18 protein-coding genes and 2 pseudogenes are annotated in these 15071 nt (G+C 68.7%); 11 read left to right on the top strand and 9 right to left on the bottom strand.

What is annotated here, in order from left to right:
* Positions 1-69 precede the first annotated feature (69 nt).
* Positions 70-204: pseudogene (locus ABT057_RS44090) on the top strand (flavin reductase family protein); the annotation flags it as partial.
* 729 nt (positions 205-933) lie between these two features.
* Here the strand turns inward: ABT057_RS44090 and ABT057_RS44085 are convergent.
* The 3 genes from ABT057_RS44085 to ABT057_RS44075 form a co-directional block, all read right to left on the bottom strand.
* The gene (locus tag ABT057_RS44085; protein WP_352350093.1) at positions 934-1473 is read right to left on the bottom strand and encodes a hypothetical protein; all 540 of its coding nucleotides are present in this window, start codon (positions 1471-1473) and stop codon (positions 934-936) included.
* Positions 1470-1685, bottom strand: coding sequence for a helix-turn-helix transcriptional regulator (locus tag ABT057_RS44080; RefSeq protein ID WP_352350091.1), 216 nt, complete (start codon positions 1683-1685; stop codon positions 1470-1472). The genes ABT057_RS44085 and ABT057_RS44080 overlap by 4 nt, the downstream gene beginning before the upstream one ends.
* A gap of 239 nt (positions 1686-1924) precedes the next feature.
* Positions 1925-3172: an NsdA family TPR-like regulatory protein gene (locus ABT057_RS44075; RefSeq protein WP_352350089.1), complete on the bottom strand. Its 1248-nt coding sequence runs from the start codon at positions 3170-3172 to the stop codon at positions 1925-1927.
* 139 nt (positions 3173-3311) lie between these two features.
* Here ABT057_RS44075 and ABT057_RS44070 point away from each other — a divergent pair, with 139 nt between their 5' ends.
* The 3 genes from ABT057_RS44070 (at position 3312) to ABT057_RS44060 (ending at position 4421) form a co-directional block, all read left to right on the top strand.
* Positions 3312-3689, top strand: coding sequence for a DUF6415 family natural product biosynthesis protein (locus ABT057_RS44070; RefSeq protein WP_352350087.1), 378 nt, complete (start codon positions 3312-3314; stop codon positions 3687-3689).
* Complete coding sequence (locus ABT057_RS44065) at positions 3686-3886, top strand: hypothetical protein (RefSeq protein WP_352350085.1); 201 nt, start codon at positions 3686-3688, stop codon at positions 3884-3886. Before ABT057_RS44070 ends, ABT057_RS44065 begins: the two co-directional genes overlap by 4 nt.
* 358 nt (positions 3887-4244) lie before the next feature.
* Positions 4245-4421, top strand: a complete 177-nt coding sequence (locus ABT057_RS44060) for a hypothetical protein (protein ID WP_352350083.1) — start codon at positions 4245-4247, stop codon at positions 4419-4421.
* A gap of 67 nt (positions 4422-4488) precedes the next feature.
* Here ABT057_RS44060 and ABT057_RS44055 read toward each other — a convergent pair.
* The 5 genes and pseudogenes from ABT057_RS44055 to ABT057_RS44035 all read right to left on the bottom strand — a co-directional run.
* Positions 4489-5424, bottom strand: a pseudogene (locus tag ABT057_RS44055) (recombinase family protein); the annotation flags it as partial.
* Positions 5425-5583: 159 nt separating this feature from the next.
* Positions 5584-5985, bottom strand: a complete 402-nt coding sequence (locus tag ABT057_RS44050; protein WP_352350129.1) for a recombinase family protein — start codon at positions 5983-5985, stop codon at positions 5584-5586.
* Between the two features lie 361 nt (positions 5986-6346).
* Positions 6347-6910, bottom strand: a complete 564-nt coding sequence (locus ABT057_RS44045; protein ID WP_352350081.1) for a phosphatase PAP2 family protein — start codon at positions 6908-6910, stop codon at positions 6347-6349.
* A 139-nt stretch (positions 6911-7049) separates the two neighbouring features.
* Complete coding sequence (locus tag ABT057_RS44040; RefSeq protein WP_352350079.1) at positions 7050-8234, bottom strand: MAB_1171c family putative transporter; 1185 nt, start codon at positions 8232-8234, stop codon at positions 7050-7052.
* The gene (locus ABT057_RS44035) at positions 8231-8737 is read right to left on the bottom strand and encodes a ParH-like protein (protein ID WP_352350077.1); all 507 of its coding nucleotides are present in this window, start codon (positions 8735-8737) and stop codon (positions 8231-8233) included. The genes ABT057_RS44040 and ABT057_RS44035 overlap by 4 nt, the downstream gene beginning before the upstream one ends.
* Positions 8738-9183: 446 nt before the next feature.
* Between ABT057_RS44035 and ABT057_RS44030 the strand changes: the two genes are divergently transcribed.
* Complete coding sequence (locus ABT057_RS44030) at positions 9184-9993, top strand: helix-turn-helix transcriptional regulator (protein WP_352350075.1); 810 nt, start codon at positions 9184-9186, stop codon at positions 9991-9993.
* Between the two features lie 36 nt (positions 9994-10029).
* Here the strand turns inward: ABT057_RS44030 and ABT057_RS44025 are convergent, their stop codons facing one another.
* The gene (locus ABT057_RS44025; RefSeq protein WP_352350073.1) at positions 10030-10464 is read right to left on the bottom strand and encodes a helix-turn-helix domain-containing protein; all 435 of its coding nucleotides are present in this window, start codon (positions 10462-10464) and stop codon (positions 10030-10032) included.
* Between the two features lie 437 nt (positions 10465-10901).
* Here ABT057_RS44025 and ABT057_RS44020 point away from each other — a divergent pair, with 437 nt between their 5' ends.
* From ABT057_RS44020 to ABT057_RS43995, 6 genes are all read left to right on the top strand, one after another.
* On the top strand, positions 10902-11228 hold the full coding sequence (locus ABT057_RS44020) for a transcriptional regulator (protein WP_352350071.1): 327 nt from the start codon (positions 10902-10904) through the stop codon (positions 11226-11228).
* Between the two features lies 1 nt (position 11229).
* Positions 11230-12249, top strand: coding sequence for a hypothetical protein (locus ABT057_RS44015; RefSeq protein WP_352350069.1), 1020 nt, complete (start codon positions 11230-11232; stop codon positions 12247-12249).
* Positions 12249-12953, top strand: coding sequence for an ATP-binding protein (locus tag ABT057_RS44010; RefSeq protein WP_352350067.1), 705 nt, complete (start codon positions 12249-12251; stop codon positions 12951-12953). Before ABT057_RS44015 ends, ABT057_RS44010 begins: the two co-directional genes overlap by 1 nt.
* 119 nt (positions 12954-13072) lie before the next feature.
* Positions 13073-13639 carry a WhiB family transcriptional regulator gene (locus tag ABT057_RS44005; RefSeq protein ID WP_352350065.1) on the top strand — a complete coding sequence of 189 codons (567 nt, stop codon included), beginning with the start codon at positions 13073-13075 and terminating at the stop codon, positions 13637-13639.
* Positions 13636-14712 (top strand): DUF2637 domain-containing protein, encoded by a 1077-nt coding sequence (locus ABT057_RS44000; RefSeq protein WP_352350063.1) that lies wholly within the window; start codon positions 13636-13638, stop codon positions 14710-14712. The genes ABT057_RS44005 and ABT057_RS44000 overlap by 4 nt, the downstream gene beginning before the upstream one ends.
* Positions 14713-14812: 100 nt before the next feature.
* Entirely contained in the window at positions 14813-15037 is a 225-nt protein-coding gene (locus ABT057_RS43995; RefSeq protein ID WP_352350061.1) for a hypothetical protein, read from the top strand.
* Positions 15038-15071 lie beyond the last annotated feature (34 nt).

Raw genomic sequence — 15071 nt, 5'->3', positions numbered from 1 at the left:
GTCGGCGGGCGCTCGATCCCGCCGCCCCGGCGCCGCCCTCGCCGCCGTCGTCGGGTAGAACTGGCTGACATGCGCGTCGACCACGATCCGGAGTCCCTGGGTGCGGCCGCCTTCTACCGGCTGCTCACCGCCGTCGTCGTCCCCCGGCCGATCGCCTGGGTGTCGACCCTGGCGCCCGGCGGCACGACCGCCAACCTTGCCCCGGCGAAGTTGTGAGGAAATGGGTGTCGTGAGTTGTGACGTTAGCCCAGGTCAGAAGGCGTGACAACAGGTTCGATCGATCTGACGGCGGCGAGCTCAAGCGGTCAGCGCAGCACCGCTGTTCAGGAGGTCAGCGCAGACCACTGCCGGAGGCGGTAGCTGTGGGTTTTGCGAGGCCGGTGGACGAGCTGGTGTGCGATGGCGTCCAGGTCGGCCTGGCTGGACGAGCGGAGGTCTGCCCCATACAAGTCGGGATGTACTGCCGCACAGCCCGTTCGTGTTCTCGTTGGTGCCGCGCTGCCATGGGCTCCGAGGCTTGCAGAGATATATCGGCACCCCCGTCTCGGCGGTGAAGGCTTGGTGCACGGCCATCTCGCTGCCCCGGTCCCAGGTGAGCGTCCGCCGCAGCTTGGGCGGGATCCCGAGGAGGCTGCGGGTGGGGTGCGGTGTGACCTGCTCGGCCTTGATGCCGTCGGGCAACGACACGATGTCGGTGTAGCGGGCTGGTGCGCTCGACAAGCGTCTCGACTGCCGAGGGCCGCGTGCCCATCACAAGGTCGCCCTCCCCGTGGCCGGGCACCTCGTGGCCTTCGACGCCCGCCAGGTGCGCGCGCCGCTCCGCTCCTCCCAGGGGTGGCAGGCCGGTCCAGGGCTTTCCCAGAACTGCTGTGTACGTGCGGCGAATTCGGTCGGCGTCGATGCGCGCCGGTCGCGCCGGCGCTTCGGCTGTGGTCATCGGCGTACCTTCCTTCGGGGTGCCAGAGCGGATCCCCTCGGTTCGGGTAGGTCGACGACGGTGACGTCCGGCAGCGTCGCCGCCAGCTGGCCGCCGAGCAGCCACGGCATCCGCTCGTCCCCAGCGAAAAGGATCTTCTTCTCGCCGGGGACTGCGAAGTGCCGGCCGGCCGAGTACAGCTGGCCGTACACCCCGTCGACGATGAGGACGCACGACTTGCCGGAGCCGGTGACGCCGGTGATGAGCAGGTGCTGACTCAGGCGCACCTGGACCCAGGACGCGAGCACGCCCGGCCGGGCCAGCGGGACACCCCGGCCGGGGCGCCGGGCCGGACGCCACCGGAACGCCCACGGGAAGGCCCGGGGTGCCGTCCAGCGCCACGCCTGGAGCAGGCGCGCGGACAGGGCGGGCGACGAGGCCCGCTCGTGCCCCCGGCGCTGCATGCGCGCGGCACGGGTCGCCTTCCACTGGCGGTGCCGGGCCCGGACGTACAGCCAGCCTCCGGCGGCTGCGGCGAGGAACGGGTAGACCGTCACGCGGACGCACCCCCCGCCTCCAGGAAGGCGAGCAGGTCGGCCGTACGTACACGGCGGGGGCCCGCCACCCGCAGCACGGGCACGGGGAACTCGCCCCGGCGGTCCAGGCGGTAGGACGTGGTGATGCTGAAGCCGAGGGCTCGTGCGGCCTGTGCCAGGGACACGAGCGCGGGCCAGCGGCGGACCTCGTCGAGGGTTGCGGGTTCGCCCACGGGGCGCCTCCGGTCGGGTCAGGACCCGGACCAACCCCACGCAGCAAAAAGACCACAGACCGCGTGCTGCTGGTCTGTGGTCGTGGTCGTCTTGCTGGTCCCAGAGTACGGCGGGTTACCGCTGCTTTCCAGGGGTTACCGGGGCTTACCCGACCCGATCCGAGCTGGGGGTCTGCCAGCCGGCCTCAACTGTTCCGAGCCCTGAGGCACATGACGGTGCCGCCCTCGGAGAAACCCCGTCAGTCGAACTCGCGGAGAGCGGCGACGAGCTGATGCCCCTCGGGGGCACCCCGGCGCAGCAGCACGGCGGCCGTCGTGTGCAGCTCGTTCCAGGAGTGCGGGCGCCCGACGGCGGAGGCGTCGGGCACCGCTGCCAGGGCCACGGAGAGGGCCTGCGGGGCATCTCCGGCCCCGGCGAAGGCGTGGGCCAGGCAGGTGCGGTACCAGGTCTTGTCGCGCCGGTACTCGTCCGGCAGGGCGGCCAGCCCGACCGTGAGGTGGTCGACGGCGGTACGCCAGTCCTTGAGGTGCAGGGCGGCCATGCCCCGTTGGAGCGTGAACCAGGTCTCCCCGTAGAAGTACATCCAGACCGGCTCGTCCTCAGGGTGCTCGGCGGCGGTGGTGATGAGGTTCTGTGCCTCGTCCAGGAGCCGGGCGGCGGTGTCTCCGTCACCGTTGAGGGCGTGGCCCCGGGCGGCCATCTGCGCGGCCATCCCCTGTACCCCGAGGGACGTGCCCGGGGCGGACCAGCGGGCCGCCTCGGCGAGGCGGACTGCCCGGTCACCCCGGCCGCCGGACCACGCCATGTGTGCCTTCATGCTCAGCGTGGTGGCGGCCATGTTGGGGTCACCGGCCTCCAGCGCCCATTCGTGGCTGCGGTCGTACCAGGCGAGCGCGGCGGCCGTCTGCCCCTGGTCCTGTGCCATCCACGCGAGGAACTGCGCGTGCTCGGAGGCGAGCCGGACGACGCGGTTGGCCAGCAGTCCCCGGGCGGAGGCGTACAGGTCGACCACGGTGCGGAGTTGCTGGCGCATCACGTCCACGAGGGGGCGCGAGCCGATCTCGTCCTCGGCCCGGCGGTGTTCGGCGAGCAGCCGGTCGAGCCAGTCGAGTGTGGGGGCGTCGACCCGGTGCGTGGAGTCGACCACGGACGTCACCCGGGTCAGCAGGTCGTCATCGGGCCCGGGGCCGGGTAGGACGAGACCAGCGACCGCCTGAGCCGGGGCCCTGGAGCCCGCACGGGCGAGGTCCGCCGGGATGTCCAGGCCGGTCCTGATGCGCTGCTGCACCTCCACGGAGGTGACCCGGCGGTGACCGCGTTCGATGGCGGACACGTCCGGCTGGACCAGGCCGACGCGCTCGCCCAGCTTGGTCTGGCTGAGGCCGGTCAGCTTGCGGTACGTGCGGAAGACCGCGCCCCAGTCCTCGGCGGCGACGGCGGCGATCAACTGCGGGTGGGACCAGAGGTCAGGTGCCAATTCCCCCATGCCCTAAACGATATAGGGCCGGGCTATAGGGCGGCCCAATTGTGACGGATGGGGCAGCGCACAAGGGTTGACACGCAAGGACCCCGGCGACGGCGGACACCGTCCCGGGGCGCGGCCGACGCTTTGAGGGAGCGACGACATGGCTGAGCGTACGACCCACCCGCCGACCGGGGCAGGGGCACTGCCTCTGGACCTGGACACGATGAGGGCCAGCGCGCGGCGGCTGCTGGCGGAGGAGGCCGAACCACCGTCAGCTGAGGAGCTGGAAACCCTGACGCTCACCCTGCGGGGGCACATGATGCTGCTGATCCCGGCCGTGGAGGACGCGGCCCGGAAGTTCCCCAGGGACGACATCCCGGCCACGTGCGCACGGGCGTGCGTGGGTGAGGCACGCATGCGGCTCGGCCTGAAGCCGAGGAGTGGGCTACCGGCCGGGATCGCCCACGCGCAGCGGCTCGCGCGGTCGGTGAACGCCCTGTGCGACCACGTAGAGAACCTCGGGGGTGATCAACGATGAGCGTCCCTGTGTGCCGTGCCTGCGACGAGCCGATCACCGACCCCGACGACGGGGTGGCGGTCATCCATGAACTCGGCAACAGCGGGCCCGGCTGGACGGTGTGGGCCCACCGGGAGCACGCCGACGCCGTGGAGCTGATCGACCCCGACCTGCTGCGGATCATGCTGCGGATCTGGGCGGCGCACACGGAGGTGTAGCCCCAACAGCACGGAGCCCGGCCGGTTTTACTGCCCGGCCGGGCTTCGTGCTGTTGTTGTCGGCGCGCTTCCGAGGGGTGCTGTGGTGCGCATCACAGGAAGATTTTTCCGGAGCGGCGAATGATACCGAATCATCCGCTGATGCCCGTCAGCACCATCACACCTCAAGCCAAACCACCACCCCCGTCTGCCGTGCACCCCTTTTGCAGTCGGCCGAATCGCGCTCAGATCACGCTCGCCTAGACTCCATCCACACGCAAAGGGAGCCCGGCCACCGCCCAGTTGGCCTAGGAAACCGAGGACGGGAAGCGGGCTCCCCTGCGCGTGTCCCCACCAGTGCGTAAGTGGAAGGAGACCCATGCACCATAACCAGTCCGGCCGTGGCCTGCCCAGGCAGAGCCTCGCTCGTCGCGCGGCCGGGTGGATGAAGCGCTACCGCCGCGCATTCGTCCTTCGTGCCCTCTACGGGGCCGCGTACGGCGCGAGCACGACGGCCGCCAGCCTGTTCCTGCTCTGGCTGCACTCCCGCCTCTGATCGAGACGAACCACGGGCCCCTCACCTTCTGGTGGGGGGGCCTGCCATGCCAGGGCTCTCTTGGCGCTCACACGTCCGCCCCGTCGGCGTGAGCCCAACGGATCCGCTCGGTCACCGGGGCCCGCCATCCCTCGGACGGCTTGATACGCACCTGGCCGAGGAGACCGGGCGTCAGCAGCAGCGCCGCCACGGCGCGCTGGCGCTGGACGTCGGCCGCCTTCCACCAGGCGATCAGGTCGGTCTCGGGGGCGGAGGGCAGGATCTCCGTCAGCGGGTCGTGCGCGGTGAGCTTGTCCAGCTCGGCCTCCAGCCGGGCGATGTCCGTCTCCAGCTCCTCCATATCGGTGGTGCGGGCGAGTCGGGCCCGGGCGGTCTTGGGGCGGGGAGCGGCCTCCAGCTCCTCCAGCTCGCCTTTGAGGTTCGCCAGTTCAACCCGGACAGCGGCCTCCTTCCCGGTGCCGTCGGCGGCCGGTCGGCTCAGCCGGGCGTGCCGGTGGGGTGCTGAGAGGTACGCCAGGATGACGCCCAGGTCGCCGGTCTCCAGGTCACCGATGATGATCCGGTCGACTTCCGCCTTGTCCACCCGGCAGCACCCTTGCTTCAGGCACTCGTAGCCGGGCACGCCCGTCTTGCGGCAGCGGACGGTGATTGGGCCGCCGCAGGAGTCGCAGCGCAGGGTGGACGTGAGCATGTGCTGCACGCCGGTGTTGAGGTACCTACGGCGGGACGGGTCGGCGAAGAGGCGCTGCACGCGGTCGAACAGGTCCCGGGACACGATCGGTTCGTACCCCTCCCACTGCTCGGGGGCGAGGTGCTCGTTGTGCTTCCGCAGGCCCGCGTAGGCGGGCCGGGTCAGCATCTCCCGCAGGTTGCCGTCGTGGAACGGCTTGCCCGCTGGGGTGCGGATGCCTCGCGCTTTCCAGTCCTGAGCGATGGCGTAGACGGGCTCGGGCAGCGTCTCGTCGTCCCTGGCGGCCCGCTCGAACAGCTCCTTGATCAGGGGGCCGTTCTCCGGGTCCGGGTACTGCCGGACTCAGCGGGGACGGCCGTCGATCACCCCATAGTCCCGGGCGTACCCGAACGGAATCCGGCCGTGGGGGTGGCCCTCCCTGGCAGCGGAGTTCACGCCACGCAGCGTACGGGCGGACAGCCGCCGGGCCTCCTACTCCGCCTCGGCGATGCCGGTCACGAGGGAGTACCGGTCGGCGTAGTTGCGGGCGTCGTAGGTGCGGCCGGACTCGCCTTCGGAGGTCACGTGGACCAGGTAGCCGCGCGCCTCGCATGCGTCGATGAGGGCCACGCCCCGGCCGGTCTCGCGGGCGAGCCGGGAGATCACCCACAGCACCAGCACGTCACCCGGTTCGCCGAAGGCGCCGGAGGTGAGGTCGGCCAGCAGCCGCTCGAAGTCGTCCCGGGCCTTGGTCGCGTACTTGCTGGCGCTGCCGGTGTCCTTGTACGGCTCGCCCCACGTCCAGGGGCCGTGCTCCAGCTCGGCGGCGAGGTTGGCGGTGTGCTGGTCGGTGATGGACCGCGCGGTGCGGCCCTTGCCCTTGCTGACGCGCAGGTACTCGCGCGCGGTCCGGGTCGCTACCTCGGTGGCGATCTAGGTAATGGTGGCCGTCATTGCCCCTCCATGTCACTCTCTGCGGTGCTTCACTCCTGATTCTGATACCTACGACCCGTGCTTAACCAAAGGTGGGTCGTCCTGAGACAAAGGCCGCGTTATTCAGCTCGGCACCCCCGAGGAACTGCTGGCCCAGAAGGATGGCCTGTTCCGCGAACTGTGGGATCTGCAGAACGAGCGCACTGGGCGCGTCCCCGCACCGGCCGACTCCGACGAGAAGGCCTCGCCGGACCAGCCCGCCTTCTTCTGAAGATCGAGCGGATCCTGTCAAGAGGCATGACGGGGCTCGTCCGCTGGGTAGCTACAGCAGCGCGAACGCCCCCGCCGTAGCTACCCCTAGGGACGCGCCGGCTACCGTCTGAGCGATCGTGTGGTAGCTCAGGGCGACGCGGGACCAGCACACGGCGGCAACCAGCGTGTAGGACAGCAGCCATCCGGGCGAGTGCACTACGAACATCGAGGAGACTGCTGCTGCCACTGCGGAGTCGACACTGATCTTCCATACGGTGTTGACGGCGAGCAGCACTGTCGTCATCAGCCACAACGCGATCATCGCGGCCAGGATGCTGGTTGGGGCATCCATGAGGACCATCGCAGCGGAACCGAGGCCGATGGAGGCCAGGATCACCGCGAAGATCCGGGGCCGCTGGCGGCGGTCGACGACGTGCCGATCACCCCAGGTGCCCCGCCTGCGTTCCCATTGGATGTAGGAGGCCGGGACGATTCCGGCGCACAATGCAGCGAACAGCCCCCACGTTGCACCGGACAGGCTGTGCGTAGCCGCGAAGCCCAGACCGACCAGGCCGGCCAGGAGTACGTTGCGGGGCTGCAGAACGTCCGTGACGGTGCGAGCGGTTCGAGTCATCCGGGCTTCTCCATGAGGATGAATAGCGGGGCAGTCGGGCGAGTGGCCAAGAAGGATCGCGGTGTTCAGGAGAGGACCAGGATGCCGCTCGATCTCTGAGCCGCGACCTGGCTCACCAGCCCGAGTCGTGCGTTGCTGATCACGGCGCTGACAGAGATCGCGACTGGGCGAAGGCTTGTGCGACATCCATGAACCAGAGCAGTTCCTCGTCCAGGTCGCTGCCGCCCACGGGGGCAGGGGCGGCTGTAGCCGACTGCGCTGGCCGAACGTGACCGGACGACCGGGCTTTCAGTGCTGTACGGAGCACCGAGGCCTCGGCAGCCGCCAGCTGCTTACGGCTGGATGCGGAAGAAGTCGCCGTCGCGGTGATCAAAGCCGGGTTGAGTTGCTGGATCAGTTCTTGACGCGCATCGCGGATTTCGATGACCAGTCGGTAGACGCGGTAGTGCAGGCCTCCAGGACGCCAACGCGCCAGGCGTGGGCGGGCCGGCGGATCCAGGGCAACGTCTGGGACGGCTTCGTAGAGTGCGAGCCACAGGGGGAAGAGCTTGTGGTAGGCGAGGAGACGGGTGAACCAGCGGTGGGCCGCGGACAACCGAGGTCCCATGGCAGGAAGCGCGAGTCCGATGAAGACCAGGACGCTGCCCAGCGTTGCGAAGACAGGTGCCAGGTCGTAAGCGATATCCAAGTGGACGCCAGTGTTCCGGCCGATGACGTACATGGCCCGGGTGATGCTGTAGCCCAGGTTGACTACCGCGCCGAGGGCTGTCAGGCGCAGGCCGCGCACGAGCCAGGGACGGCCCGCGACCTTGGCGAACCGCCAGCAGAGACGGGCGATTTCAGCGACGCCGGCTCCGACGGCGGTCACATACACCAGCAGGTACTCGGCCACGTATGGAGTAGTGGCGTAGTCCTTGGCGAAATTCTCTGACGTGCCGTTCCCGTCGATGGGTGCCAGAGTCAGGAGCACGACCATGACGAGCAAGACCGCCGCGCCGATGACGACGCGGAGTCGGGCTTTCGGCTTGGCGACGTCCGGTGGGTAGAGCCAAGCAAGCAGCATGCGTTGGACACAGATGCTGAAGGCAATCAGCGACCCGTGGACGATCAGCTTGCCCAGGTTGTCGAGCCCGAGAGCGTTGCTGACGGGCACGTAGATGGCAGGCATGGCCGCGAGAAAGGCGAATGATGCGAAGCCCAAGGTGACGCACAGCGAGCGCAGGACCGGGTTGTGCGGGTCTTTGCGCAGGTGCAGGAGTTTGTAGCCCAGGGCTGAGGCGCCGATGGTGGCGCCGACGGGGTAGGAGAGTTGTTCGGGGTTCATGATGGCATTGGCCTTCGGCGGGTAGGCCCCTGAAGGGTGTTTTCGAGTCGGTGGACGACGTCGGCCGCCTCCGGGGGGACGGCGCGTTCCCGCTCCGAGCCGCGGAGGCTGACTTTGGTGAGGACCAGGGAGGCGAACGTTTCGACTTGCTTCTCCTCCGCGTCCGAATAGCGGGTCCGTCCCAGCACGGTGCGTACCAGCTTGGGATTCAGACCGGGTACCAGAGTGCGGACCACGTCCGTACTCAGGGACTGGCTGACTCCGTGGTCGAAGAGCAGGTGGCCCATCTCGTGCAGCAGGATGTGGTCCTGGTGTGCAGGGCTCGTTGCCTCCTCATAGAGCACGTAGTCGGCTGAGTTGGTCGAAATCCACAAGCCGCACGGGCTACCGGCAGGAAGTTCCCTGGGAAGCAGATGAATGGGCCGACCGCGCTGCTCGCTGATGCGTTGGAACATCTTGCGAACGTCGAAAGGATCCGGGATCTCCGGCAGTTGTACCTTCATAGGGCGAACTGCGCGCCACCACATGGAACCCATCGATCACCACCGCCGTACTCGTGCTCCTGCCCGCTATGGGGCGGGCAACAGGGCTCTTCATCTTGTCCAGGGGCATAGGGGCGGCAGCGTGTAGTAGGTGAGTCGCGCGGCAGCGCCCAACTTCCCGCGAGGGAACACCACTGGATTTTGAGCCAGTTGAATTTCCGGACGCACTATGCCAGATCGGAGAAGGAAGTTGCACTTCCGGAAGTGGCACTTCCTGCTACGTCTCGCCAAAGGGTTCCGTCTGTGTTCATCGACACACTACTAGCATCCTTAGTGGCCTGGTCTCCTGTTTCTTCCTCTGCTGGCGCTGGACCCGCCCTGAGCCATGAGATGCGTCCGCAGTTGACTGCGCCGACAATGGCAGTGCGCCTACGGAAGGGCTGTGCAGAGGCGGGAGGACAACCGCCATGGTCGAGAACCCAGGTCAGGAATCACTCTCGGCGCTACTCCGCACCTGGCGGCAGCGCCTCGACCCTGCGCGCATACCCGGCTTGGTCATCCCCGGACGCACGCGCCAACGAGGCGTGTCACAGGCGGAGGTTGCGCGTCTGATAGGTGTCAGCGAGCGGTGGTACGGAGAGCTGGAACGGGGCCGCCAGGCAAATTTTTCTGCCGAGATCCTGGATCGCCTATCCGCTCTTCTCCTCCTCAGTTCGGCTGAGCGGCTCGCCCTTTTCCTGCACGCTACCGGCGCGCCTCCCGGCCCGAATCCCGGCCCGCCCCCGGAAGCGTTCGTGGCCGCCGATGACGCCTTTCAGGAGCTGCTGGATGCCCAACAGTCGAACCCGGCATACGTATCTGACATAGCGTGGAACATTGTTCGCCTCAATCGCGCGCAGAGCGAATGGTTCCCCTGGGTCTGCTGCGAACCAAACCTGATGCGGTGGTGCTTCCTCTATCCGGAGGCCAGGGAGCAGCTTGTGAATTGGCGAGACGGCTGGGCGCGCCCATTGCTGGGGCAACTACGGGTCGCAGTTGCGCGGCATCGGGATTACGAGCCCCTGCAGCAGTTACTGCGCGACATCCTTGCCGGCAACGCCGAGGCCAGGGAGATCTGGGACGCTGGTGACGTGTACGAGCATCCGGATGGCGACGTTCGCGGTCTGCGGCTGCCCTACCATCAAAACCAGGAGATCGCTGTCCGTATCATGGCGTTTGTTCCCATGCGTAGCCTTGCTCTGCGCTTCATCGTGCTCATACCGGTCGATGGAACGTAACCGCTGCACGGGCAGGAGCGGGTGGCTGTGACCTGGTCAGCGGGATGCGTTGTCGTCCGGAAGGCCCTCAAGGTGGCGGACGTGCTCGATGATGCCCCGGATCTGACGCAGTCCTTCGCTGGACAGGCCGGACGCGCGTAGCGCGATCGATTTGACGTCGGCGTCGCGCAAGGCGGCCACCACGTCGACCTGGGCCTGGGTGGCCTCGGCTTCCTTGTCGTCGAAGAAGTAGGCCGGTGCGACACCGAAGAAGTCCGCGAGCAGCTGGACTGTGCTGAGCTTCGGGTTGGCGTTGCCGCCCGTGCGTAGTTGCTGGATGGCGCTGGCCGTCAGCCCTTTGCCGCCGGGGCCCACCGCTTCCCGGATCGCCTCCTCGACCTCCTTGTAGGTGTACGGACCGCGACCAGCCGGGTGGACTCTCTTGAAGAGCCAGTCCAGCCTCGCCGCGAAATCGTCGCGCTGTTCGGTCACAGCCTCACCTCCTACGTCTCGAACCGGGATTCTATCCACTGCAGTGTGGCGCACGCGCCACAGGGGCGTCTGTTCGGCAAGTGTAGTTGGCTTGCGATCGCGATTGCGGTGTACGTTGACCTTGGGATTCATCAAGTGCAGTGTTCCGCTGCTGGTGGGAGCGGGTGTGAACAGGATGGACTTGTGTCATGGGTCGCCATATGGTGATGGTCCCCGCGTAAGCGGATCACCAGCCGCCAGGCAGGCCAGGAAGGGAGGGGTGATGCGCCTGCGTGCGCCATGACACCACACGGGGTGAAGGAGACCGGCGCCCGGGAGCTACCAACTCCTGGACGCCGGGCCGGCGCCCCGAAGGGCACCGATTCACATCTCTCGCGGGCAGCGGGCCTTTTGCACGAGACCGCCGCACCGCGCTCCTACGAACAACGGAGTATCGCATGCTCGCCATGTCGAGCGGAACTCTGGCATGCCCGGATACCGACCGCCAGCACCGCCTCGCGGCCCAGCTTGCCGAGCTGATCCCCGGCGCAGTCACCATCCACGTCAGCCTCACCGACCCCCAGCACGCGTGGCCCCACCCGCACGCCGTTGCCAAGGACCCGATCGGGAAGACGATCGACCTGAACCGCACGACCGCAAAGATCGCAGCCCGCTGGATTCTGCGGGTGTGGCCGGACGCTGACTGGACCCGGCCGCACGCCTTCGACCTCGCCAGCGCGACCCTCATCCGCAGCGACCTCTCCTCTGACGACCGGGGCCGCTGACATGGCGCGGATCCGAACCATCAAGCCGGAGGCGTTCGTCTCCGAGTCGCTCGCCGAAGTGAGCGTCGAGGCCGAGCGGACCTTCTTCGGCCTGCTGACCCAGGCCGATGACCACGGCCGCCACCGCGACAACGCCGCGATCATCGCCGGGCTGCTCTGGCCACTGCGCGCCGAGCACGCCTCGGTACACGTCGAGGACGACATCCAGCAGCTGGCGAACGCGGGACTGATCTGCCGGTACACCGGCTGCGACGGCCGCCGCTACCTCCACATCGTGACCTGGTTCGAGCATCAGAAGATCGACAAGCCGAGCCAGTCCCGCCTGCCCTCGTGCCCGCAGCATCACGCGGCCGATCGGTGCGCTCCCTGCAAGGGCGCCTGCACCAGGCGGACAGAGGAGTCGCCCACCCCTACCCGAGCGCTCGCCGAGACTTCGCCGAACGCTCCCCGCGCCATCGATCTGCCCGCGCAGCCCGCTCCGAAGCCTCCCGCCCCCGGAAACGGGGCTCCGAGCGCCCGACAGGACACCCTCGACGGCATGGTCGACATCCCTAGCCACGCGGACAAGGAAACCGCAGGTCAGGATGTATTCGTCGAGGACTCCTCGAACTCTCCCCGAAACCTCGAAGAGGGCTCGGCGCCTGGATCTAGGATCTTGGATCCTGGATCTTCCTCCCCTACGGGGCGCACAGCGCCCGCAGCCACCGTCTCGGCCAACCAGCTCGTCGGCGAGTACATCGCTGCCTGCGACGAGCGCCCGCCCAACGACGTGATCGGACACCTGGGACGGATCGCCAAGAAGCTCCTGGGCGAGGGGATCGCCCCCTACCACATCCGGGCCGGGCTGCGTAACTTCGCTGCCAACCCCAAGCACCCGAGCGTGCTGACCAGCATGGTCAACGAGGCCATGAACTCACGCTCCGCCGGTTTGGCGCGGCCGGGAGCCCGGCCTAATGTGCCCGCTCACCAGGCGTGGACCAACCCGGTCAACGCTGCCACCGCCTACGCCGAGGAGCTGTGATGCGTACCCGTACCCGCGACCCGCAGCCCCTCGGCGAGGGCGCCCTGGACCGGATGGCCCGGATCCTGGCCGCCCGCAACATCGACCCGGCCACCGTCGCCGCGACGGCCGACGAGCCCGAGCCATTCTCCCCGCTGGACGCCCTGTCGGCCGGGATGCCCCCGCGCTACCAGGGCGCGGTCGCCGACCACCCACAGGTCCTGGCCTGGGCCCGGGAGGTCGTCAGGGCGGCCGTTGCCCCCAACCTGGGAGCCCGGCGACAGGTCACCACCGGGCCCAGCCTGCTGATGGCCGGCGTCGTCGGTGCGGGCAAGACACACCAGGCGTACGGCGCGGTCCGACGGCTGGTGGAGACCGGCATCGGCGTGCGCTGGCGCGCGACCACCGCCGCCGACCTGTACGCCGACCTGCGCCCCAGGACGGGCGTCGACAGCGAGCGGGAGCTGGCGGCCGTCAGCCGATGCCCGTTGCTGATCATCGACGACCTCGGCGCGGCCAAGGCGTCCGAGTGGGTCGAGGAAGTGACGTACCGGCTGATCAACCGCCGGTACAACCACATGCTCCCGACGCTGATCACCACCAACCTGGCGATCAAGGACCTCCGGGCCTACCTCGGTGACCGCGTGACGTCCCGACTCGCACAGATGACCACCCGGGTCGAGTTCGAGCCGGTCGACCACAGACGGCACCGCACCACAGCCTGACCTGCCTGCCGCAGGCCATCACGCCGGGCCGTGCCTCCAGCGCCGCCCCATGAACCTCCCGACCCAGCGCACCCCTCCGCCGACGCCACTGCGCGCGGAGAGCGATCGGAGCGACCCACATGACCACCACGACGATCAGTCCTGCCCGCCACCGGTCGCTCGGCGACCACACCTGGCAGGACCAGGCTGTCTGCCAAAGCACCGAGTGCAACCTGGTGGACCCCGAGATCTTCTTCCCCGAGCCCGACGAGACCGCCAAGATCACCGCCGCGAAATCGCTGTGCGGCCAGTGCCCGGTTCGCCGCACCTGCCTGGACGCCGCTCTCGAAGGCGGCGACACCCACGGCATCCGGGGAGGCATGACGGAGGAGGAGCGGGCGCCGCTGCACGAGAAGCTCGCCAGCCGCCTTGACTACAGCCGCGTCTACGCCACCGTCGCCGGGCGCGATGTCCATCTCACCAAGTCCGAGCGCCGCGCGGTCGTCCACGCCGCCTACCGGAACGGCCTCACCGAGCAGCGCCTGGCCTGGCTCCTGAAGGTCACCGAGGAGCACGCCCAGAAGCTGTATCGCGAGACCCGCCGAGCGCTTCGCAACCGAGACTTGGAGGAGGCCAGGAAAGCCACGGTGCTCCCCGAGACCGACGGCGAGCGCCTGGGCCGCGACGACTTCGGGACGGCTGCGTGACCACCGCGAGCGCGTCCAGGACGGCGCCCATCACCGGCTGGGACCGCGCGGTGGTCATCGCCCTCGGTGGCGCGGGATGTGCCCTGAGCTACGACGCTCTCCAGCAGATGGCGGTCGCCATCCATGTCCGCGGTTTCCTGACTTACCTCTTCCCGCTGGTGATCGACGGGTTCATCGCCTACGGCATCCGGGCCCTGCTGGTCCTGCGCGACGCGCCCCTGCGCGCACGGCTCTACGTCTGGATGCTCTTCGGCACGGCCACCGCCGCCAGCATCTGGGCCAACGCGCTGCACGCGGTCAGGCTCAACGAGGAACCCACCTCGGCCACGGGTCTGAGACTCGGGGACACAGTGGTCGCGGTGCTGTCCACCGTCGCCCCGCTCGCACTGGCCGGAGCGGTCCACCTCTACATCATCATCGCCCGAGGACCGGTCAAGGACAGTGACCGAGATGACCGCGACGACCTCGGTCAGCCTGGTCACCTCGGTCAGGCCGACCGCTCCGAACGCAGTCCGGTCACTCGGACCGACCGGCCCGGTCAGCAACAGCCGCAGACCGGTCAGGCCACCGCCGGACAGCCGGTCACTGCCCTGACCGACCGGCCAGGACTGTCCCTGGACAAGCAGACCCCGGGCCCCCGGTCACTGACTGGGGACAACGCTCCGGCGGACAGCACCAGCCTGGACACCGGTCACCGCGACCAGACACACAAGGTCGCTGACCTGGCCGGACAGCCGGACACCGCGCCCCAGGTCACTGACCGGCTGGCTGGCACCGAGCCGGTCACCGGCCACCGGGACAGCCAGCCGCCGACCACTGACCGGCCGGTCACCCTGCCGTCGGCCAGTGATCGGGACACCCGGGCAACCCGTGACCGGCGGTCTGACCCGGACACCGAGGAACTACTGGAGATAGCCCGGTCAGCGGTCAGGGCCGAGGACAAGCTCACCCGCAAGGTGGTCGCCCAGGCGATCCGCGGTCAACAGATCCCGCTGTCCAGCGACACGCTGACCACCCTGATGGTCCAGCTCCGCAAGCAGCACGGAGAGCCGGTCACTTCCCCTCGGAACTGAGCGGACACCACGGGGCGGGTGACCGAGCCGGGCACTCCGGCCGGTCACTCGCCCCTCGGACACGCGCCCCACCTTTCCGAAGCGAACCGGAGAACACCCTGTGCGCATGAACCCCGCCACACCGGCCGAGGTCGAGTCCTGGCTGACGGTCCTGCACCGGCGCGGTCACCTGCACCGCGCCGAAGCCGGCCCCAACAGCACCTGGACCGTGCAACGACGCCCACACAGCCGCCCCTGGACCCTCCACCACCCGGTCCTCGCCATGGACTGGATCGAGGAAGTCGTCCGCGACATCCACCAGCACGACACGGAGACGAACCAGTGACCGCCAACGACCTGGCAGCCACCACGTCCGGACA

It is taken from the genome of Streptomyces sp. NPDC002588 (assembly GCF_040295925.1).
In the GTDB taxonomy this organism is placed as follows: domain Bacteria; phylum Actinomycetota; class Actinomycetes; order Streptomycetales; family Streptomycetaceae; genus Streptomyces.
This window is presented reverse-complemented; position numbering and strand designations above follow the sequence as displayed.